This window comes from Streptomyces sp. NPDC007095, from assembly GCF_040634475.1.
GTDB lineage: Bacteria > Actinomycetota > Actinomycetes > Streptomycetales > Streptomycetaceae > Streptomyces.
In genome coordinates, this window is record NZ_JBEYFS010000071.1 from 45,328 (window position 1) to 51,327 (window position 6,000).

The window sequence follows — 6,000 nt, forward strand, 5'->3', positions numbered from 1 at the left end:
CGCCGGTCTACCGGGATCCGTGGTCCTCGTCGAACTGTCCGTTCACCAGGGAGGCTTGCGCGATGGCCCGCCTTTGTTCAGGGGGCAGTCGCCGACATCGGGCGCGACGGTGGGATGGCTCTGGGCCAGGAGCGGGGCGGGTGTGCGGGTTCCTCAGGAACGGGGGGACTTGAAACCGACCGCGCCATACAGCGGGACGGGCGTGTCGTCGATCTCGTCCTCGTCCAGCGCGAGCTCGGGGTGCCACTTCGACACCGACACCACCCCGGGGTCGGCGAGGTCGAGTCCCCGGAAGAAGCGGCCGACCTCGGAGTGCGAGCGGGCCACGAGGGTCACGCCGCCCGCCGCGTACGCCGCGATACCGGTCGCGACCGTCACGGGGTCGTAGTCGCCGGTCAACGCGGACAGGACAAGACAGCTGCCCGGCGCCAGCGTGTCGACCAGGGTGTCCACCAGGTCGTACGCGCCGTCCTCCTCGGCGATGAAGTGCATCAGAGCGATCAGCGACAGCGCGATGGGCCGGTCGAAGTCGAGGACCTGGGCGGCCTGTTCGAGTATCATCCCCGGTTCCCGCGCGTCGGCCTGGATGTACTCCGTCACGCCCTCGGGGGTGCCGCGCAGCAGGGCCTCGGCGTGGGCGCGGACGATCGGGTCGTTGTCGACGTAGACGACCCGCGCGTCCGGGACGGCGGCCTGGGCGATCTGGTGGAGATTCGGCTCCGTGGGGATGCCGGTGCCGATGTCGAGGAACTGGCGGATGCCGGTCTCCCGGACCAGCCAGCGGGTGGCGCGCTGCATGAACCAGCGGTTGCTGCGGGCCGAGCGGGGAGCGCTCGGGTCCGTGGAAATGATCCGCCGCCCCAGTTCCTCGTCGACCGGGTAGTTGTCCTTGCCGCCGAGGAACCAGTCGTACATCCGTGCCGGGTGCGGCCTGCTGGTGTCGATCCGCTGGGCGGAAGGCCCGGTCGCGGTCATGCGGCACTCCTCTGCTCACGCTCGTGTTGATGTTCGAGCAGTCTGCCACGGGAGTTGGGCCGGGCGGGGGGATTCTGCGGGGCCCCGACCCACGGGTCCGTCCGCCGTCGCAGGGGTCACCTGGCGAGACGGTCCTTACGTCAGGACATGCGTGCGCCTAGCATCGGTTCTCGCATGAACACGATGACGCTCTGGCACATATCCATCTGGGAGTTCGCCGCGCTCGCCGCCGCGGCCCTGCTCGTGGGCTTCTCGAAGACCGCCGTGAGCGGCGCCAACACGGTCAGCCTGGCGATCTTCGCCGCCGTGCTGCCCGCCCGCGCCTCGACCGGCGTACTACTGCCGCTCCTCATCGTCGGGGACGTGCTCGCCGTGCTCACCTACCGGCGGCACGCCCACTGGCCCACGCTGTGGCGGCTGTTCCCGGCGGTCGCCGCGGGCGTCGTGTTCGGCACGCTGTTCCTGGTGTGGGCCGACGACGGGATGGTACGGACCTCGATCGGCGCGATCCTGCTGCTGATGGCGGCGGTGACGATGTGGCGCCGCCGGGCCGCCGCCCAGGGCGAGGAACCCGACTCGGTCTCGACCCGGGCCGGCCGGGTCAAGGCCCGCTCGTACGGCGTCCTCGGCGGCTTCACCACGATGGTCGCCAACGCGGGCGGCCCGGTGATGTCGATGTACCTCCTGTCGGCCGGCTTCCGTAAACTCGGCTTCCTGGGCACCTCGGCCTTCTTCTTCCTGATCGTGAACGTCTCCAAGGTGCCCTTCAGCGTGGGCCTCGGGCTCATCGACTGGCATTCGCTGCTCCTGGACGCGGCACTCGCGATCTTCGTCGTGCCGGGGGCGCTCCTCGGTAAATGGGCCGTGCACCGCATCAACCAGATCCTGTTCGAGCGGCTGGTCATCGCGGCGACCGTGGTGGGCGGGGTGCAGCTCCTGCTGCGCTGACCACCTCGTAGGCTCGACGTCATGTCCCCCCACGTCCTGGTCCTCGGCGGCACCACCGAGGCACGCCGACTCGCCGCCGAACTGGCGGCGCGCCCAGGTGTCCGCGTGACGACGTCCCTGGCGGGGCGCGTCTCCCGGCCGGGGACGCTCGACGGGGACGTCCGCGTCGGGGGCTACGGCGGGGAGGACGGGCTGGCACGGTGGCTGCGCGAGCACCGTGTGGACGCGGTGGTCGACGCCACCCACCCCTTCGCCGCCGGCATCACGGCGAACGCGGCGCGTGCCGCCGCGGCCACGGGAATCCCGGCCGTGGTGCTGCGCCGCCCCGGCTGGACCCCCGGCCCCGACGACCGCTGGCACTGGGCCGGCTCCCTCCCCGAGGCCGCCGCACTCCTCCCGTCCCTGGGCCGCCGTGTCTTCCTCACCACGGGCCGCCTGGGCCTGGCGGCCTTCGCCCACCTCTCCGAGCTCCACTTCCTCGTCCGTACGGTGGAGCCCCCCGAGCCGCCGATGCCCCAGGACATGGAAGTGCTGCTCGCCCGGGGACCCTTCACACCCGACGACGAGAAGACCCTGCTGCGCGCACACCGCGTCGACGTGCTGGTGACCAAGGACAGCGGAGGAGAGGCGACAGCCGCTAAACTGACCGCCGCACGCGATCTCGCCCTCCCCGTGGTCGTCGTACGCCGCCCCCCGCTCCCCGCGGACGTGACCGCCGTGCCGGATGTGCCGTCGGTCCTGGCCCGGCTGGATCTCGGCCCTCGATGACGGAGGCACCGGTCAGCTCGCCCCGGGCTCTTCCCGGGTTCGGGTGGGGCGAACCGCCCGGCCGATCCCGCTACCCGCGCGGATGTCTGCGCAGCAGATACGTGTCCATGATCCAGCCCTTGCGCTCGCGTGCCTCGGCCCGCAGCCGCTCGATGCGCGGGGCCGTCTCGGCTATCGGACCGGAGGCCAGGATCTCGTCGGGCGTACCGATGTAGGCGCCCCAGTAGATGTCGATGTCCTCGTCGGCGTACTGCCGGAAGGTCTGATGGGCGTCGAGCATCACGACCACGTCGTCGACATCCTCGGGGAAGCCCTCCGCGAGCCGCCGCCCCGTGGTGATCTGGACGGGACGGGCCACCCGGTTCAGCCCGGTGCGATGACGGGCGACCAGCGCGGAGACGCTGCTGATGCCGGGCACGACCTCGTACGTGAACGCCACCGCGCCCCGTTCCAGGATCTCCTCCAGGATCCCGAGCGTGCTGTCGTACAGCGCGGGATCCCCCCACACCAGGAACGCGCCGCTCTCGTCCTCGCCCAGCTCCTCCGTGATCAGCCGCTGGTAGATGTCGGCGCGGGCACTGCGCCAGTCCCCGACGGCGGGGGAGTAGGCGGAGCCCCCGGCGGCCCGGTCGCGGTCCGGGTCGCGCGCCTCGACCAGGCGGTAGGACCCCTCCGGTATGTGCGCGTCGAGGATGTCACGGCGCAACTGGACGAGGTCCGACTTCACCTCGCCCTTGTCCAGGATGAAGAACACGTCCGTGCTCCTCAGCGCCTTGACCGCCTGCAAGGTGAGCTGGTCGGGGTCGCCCGCGCCGATGCCGATGACATGAATCTTTCGCACACCCCGAGTCTGCCGCACGCCACTGACAGTGGACGCACCGCACCCGGGTGACGCCGCACGCACCGCGCGCCCACCGGCGCCGCCGCATCCGTCAGCCCCGGTGCTCCCGCGCTCACCGGTTCCGGTGCTCCCGCACCCGTCAGTTCCGGTGCTCCCGCGCTCACCGGTTCCGGCGGCCCCGCATCCGTCGGTTCCGGTGCTCCCGCACTCACCAGTTCCGGTGCTCCCGCATCCGTCGGTTCCGGTGCTCCCGCGCTCACCGGTTCCGGCGCCGCCGCATCCGTCAGTTCCGGTGCTCCCGCGCTCACCGGTTCCGGCGGCCCCGCAGCCGGGGTGCCCACGCCACCGCGCTGATCGCGGCGCCCTCACGCTCCACGACCGTCGCCAGCTTCCTTGCCCAGGAGACGAGTTCGGCGAGGTCCAGCTCATGCGGACGGTCCCGGCCGTCCGCCCCCGCCGCCCACTCCTCGACCGCCCCGGCCCCGCGCCGCAGCAGCCGGGCACCGCCCGTGGTGTTCCCGCGGGCCGCGTGCGTGAGCCCGACCGAGAGCTGCGCCAGCCCCCGCCAGAGCGTGCGCTCACCCTCGGGGCCCGACTTCCAGGCGTCCTCGAAGACCTCGTGCGCGTGAAACGGCTTCCCCGCGTCCAACAGCGCCTGCGCCTCGGTGACCGTTTCCTCGGGGCCGCGGACGACTCCCTCCGGCTGCCGCTCCACGCCGTCGGCGCCGTACGGCAGCGGCCGTCCCAGCCCGTCCCGCGGCCGGGCGTTGCGCGCCCGCCCCGTCGTGTCCCGATCCCGCCCGTCGTCCCGCCGACCTCCGGATGTTGCGTTCATGCCCCGATTGTCGCGCGCCCCGCGCCCCCTTCGGAGCAGCCCCCGGCGTGGGGTAAAGTTCTGTTCGCACGATCACGCGGAACACCGCGGGTGAACGCACCGGGACGTGGCGCAGCTTGGTAGCGCACTTGACTGGGGGTCAAGGGGTCGCAGGTTCAAATCCTGTCGTCCCGACTTTTGAAGTCGCGGGCAAGAGGCTGTATCGGACATTTCGGTACGGCCTCTTCCTCGTTTCCGGGGCCGGCCGGGGGCTCAGCGGTAGTACGAGGCGACGGCCGGCTGACCGGTGTAGTTGGGGCCGGCGAGCGGGTCGGCGCCGAGGTAGGCGAAGGGCAGGGTGACGGGGCGGCCGCCCCGCAGGCTGAGGCGGTGGTGCCGGGCCGAGTACTGGAAGCCGGCGGCCCGCAGTGCCGCCAGGACCGGGCGGGACGCGTCGCTGCCGTCCGGGCGCCGCAGCGTCGAGGGATCGAGATGGGCGACCAGCAGACCCGTGCCGGTGAGCCAGGAGGCGGCCCGCTCCAGCAGGGCGAGCCGGTCGCCGATGTAGTGCAGTCCGTGGACGCAGGTGATGAGGTCGTAGCGGCGGCCCGGCGACCACCGGCCGAGATCCGCGGTGACGAGTTCGAGGCCGTCGGGCAGCGCCGTCCGCAGCAGCGGGCCGACCAGGTCCACGCCCGTGATGGCGGCCTGGGGGAGTCGCCGCGCCGCCTCGCGGAGGGCGAGTCCCTCTCCGCTGCACAGGTCCAGCCAGGACGGGGCGGGTCCGTGGTCGTCCAGGAACTCGGCGGGGGAGAAGCCGAGTTCGCGGGCGTAGCTGTTGACGCCCGCCAGGACGCGTTCGCGGTTCATGGTGCTGTTGGCCACCACGGCATGGCCGGTCAGCTCGTCGTCCTTGACCAGCCCGGGGGGCGGTTGGGTTGTTGTCGGCGAAGTACCGTCGATCATCGCCCCATTGTGCGACAGGGCCGACGCGCCGCGGGGCCGCGCGGACGGTGCCCCGGCTTCGAACCGCGGGCCACCCACGCTTACCGGCCTGTCGTGGCCGGACGTTTCGAGCGTCGTCGAAAGATGTTCCGCCCCCGGGTGCCGACCCGGCAGGGTGGGCCCGGGCGTGACCGGGCGGGCCGCACGGCCCGGCCCGGGAACACGCCCGGACTCCACCACGGGGAAGGACCGCATGACCATGAGGATGAGGACCAAGGCGTTCGCCACGGCGGGCGTCGGCGCGCTGGCCACCGGACTGCTGCTGACCGGCGCGGCCGGGGCGCAGGCCGCGGCGGCGGGGCTGCCGTACGCCGTCACGCCGTATGTGAACGTCAACGTCCGCTCCGGACCCTCGACCACCACCGACATCACCGGGCACGTCGCCGCCGGGCAGCCGCGCGGCGCCTCCTGCTGGACCCACGGCGAGACCATCCGCGACAACGGCTACGTCAACGACGTCTGGGTGCGACTGGCCGAGGGCTATGTGAGCGCCGTCTACCTCAAGGGCGACCAGTACGGCGGCCTCCCGGCCTCCGCCACCTGCTGACCGACCCACACGCGGTCCGCGACGGGGATCTCGGACCACCGCCCGCTCGTGCTGGAACTGAACCTGTGACCCCGGCCGTTCAGCCCGGCGTGCCGAGGGCCG

At 72.4% G+C, this 6,000-nt stretch carries 7 protein-coding genes and 1 tRNA gene; 4 read left to right on the forward strand and 4 right to left on the reverse strand.

Features of this window, described 5'->3' with window-relative positions:
- Positions 1–153: 153 nt before the first annotated feature.
- Positions 154–975: an SAM-dependent methyltransferase gene (locus ABZ656_RS24430; protein ID WP_360270449.1), complete on the reverse strand. Its 822-nt coding sequence runs from the start codon at positions 973–975 to the stop codon at positions 154–156.
- Between the two features lie 174 nt (positions 976–1,149).
- Between ABZ656_RS24430 and ABZ656_RS24435 the strand changes: the two genes are divergently transcribed.
- The gene (locus ABZ656_RS24435) at positions 1,150–1,923 is read left to right on the forward strand and encodes a sulfite exporter TauE/SafE family protein (protein ID WP_101402215.1); all 774 of its coding nucleotides are present in this window, start codon (positions 1,150–1,152) and stop codon (positions 1,921–1,923) included.
- A gap of 21 nt (positions 1,924–1,944) precedes the next feature.
- Positions 1,945–2,691 (forward strand): cobalt-precorrin-6A reductase, encoded by a 747-nt coding sequence (locus ABZ656_RS24440; RefSeq protein ID WP_360270451.1) that lies wholly within the window; start codon positions 1,945–1,947, stop codon positions 2,689–2,691.
- Between the two features lie 70 nt (positions 2,692–2,761).
- Here the strand turns inward: ABZ656_RS24440 and cobF are convergent, their stop codons facing one another.
- Both cobF and ABZ656_RS24450 read right to left on the reverse strand, forming a co-directional pair.
- On the reverse strand, positions 2,762–3,532 hold the full coding sequence (gene cobF, locus ABZ656_RS24445; RefSeq protein WP_101402217.1) for a precorrin-6A synthase (deacetylating): 771 nt from the start codon (positions 3,530–3,532) through the stop codon (positions 2,762–2,764).
- A 304-nt stretch (positions 3,533–3,836) separates the two neighbouring features.
- Positions 3,837–4,367, reverse strand: a complete 531-nt coding sequence (locus ABZ656_RS24450; RefSeq protein WP_360270453.1) for a DUF309 domain-containing protein — start codon at positions 4,365–4,367, stop codon at positions 3,837–3,839.
- Between the two features lie 100 nt (positions 4,368–4,467).
- On the opposite strand from ABZ656_RS24450, the gene ABZ656_RS24455 reads away from it, so the two are divergent.
- Positions 4,468–4,541, forward strand: a tRNA-Pro gene (locus ABZ656_RS24455).
- A gap of 78 nt (positions 4,542–4,619) precedes the next feature.
- Here the strand turns inward: ABZ656_RS24455 and ABZ656_RS24460 are convergent.
- A complete protein-coding gene (locus tag ABZ656_RS24460) occupies positions 4,620–5,312 on the reverse strand; it encodes a class I SAM-dependent methyltransferase (RefSeq protein ID WP_101402219.1) in 693 nt (230 codons plus the stop codon).
- A 238-nt stretch (positions 5,313–5,550) separates the two neighbouring features.
- Here ABZ656_RS24460 and ABZ656_RS24465 point away from each other — a divergent pair, with 238 nt between their 5' ends.
- Positions 5,551–5,898, forward strand: a complete 348-nt coding sequence (locus tag ABZ656_RS24465; RefSeq protein ID WP_225900601.1) for an SH3 domain-containing protein — start codon at positions 5,551–5,553, stop codon at positions 5,896–5,898.
- Positions 5,899–6,000: the final 102 nt, after the last annotated feature.

Bases quoted from the DNA above. Each gene is read 5' to 3' on its own strand.
- ABZ656_RS24430 (WP_360270449.1), bottom strand. From the start codon at position 975: ATGACCGCGACCGGGCCTTCCGCCCAGCGGATCGACACCAGCAGGCCG.
- ABZ656_RS24435 (WP_101402215.1), top strand. From the start codon at position 1,150: ATGAACACGATGACGCTCTGGCACATATCCATCTGGGAGTTCGCCGCG.
- ABZ656_RS24440 (WP_360270451.1), top strand. From the start codon at position 1,945: ATGTCCCCCCACGTCCTGGTCCTCGGCGGCACCACCGAGGCACGCCGA.
- ABZ656_RS24450 (WP_360270453.1), bottom strand. From the start codon at position 4,367: ATGAACGCAACATCCGGAGGTCGGCGGGACGACGGGCGGGATCGGGAC.
- ABZ656_RS24460 (WP_101402219.1), bottom strand. From the start codon at position 5,312: ATGATCGACGGTACTTCGCCGACAACAACCCAACCGCCCCCCGGGCTG.
- ABZ656_RS24465 (WP_225900601.1), top strand. From the start codon at position 5,551: ATGAGGATGAGGACCAAGGCGTTCGCCACGGCGGGCGTCGGCGCGCTG.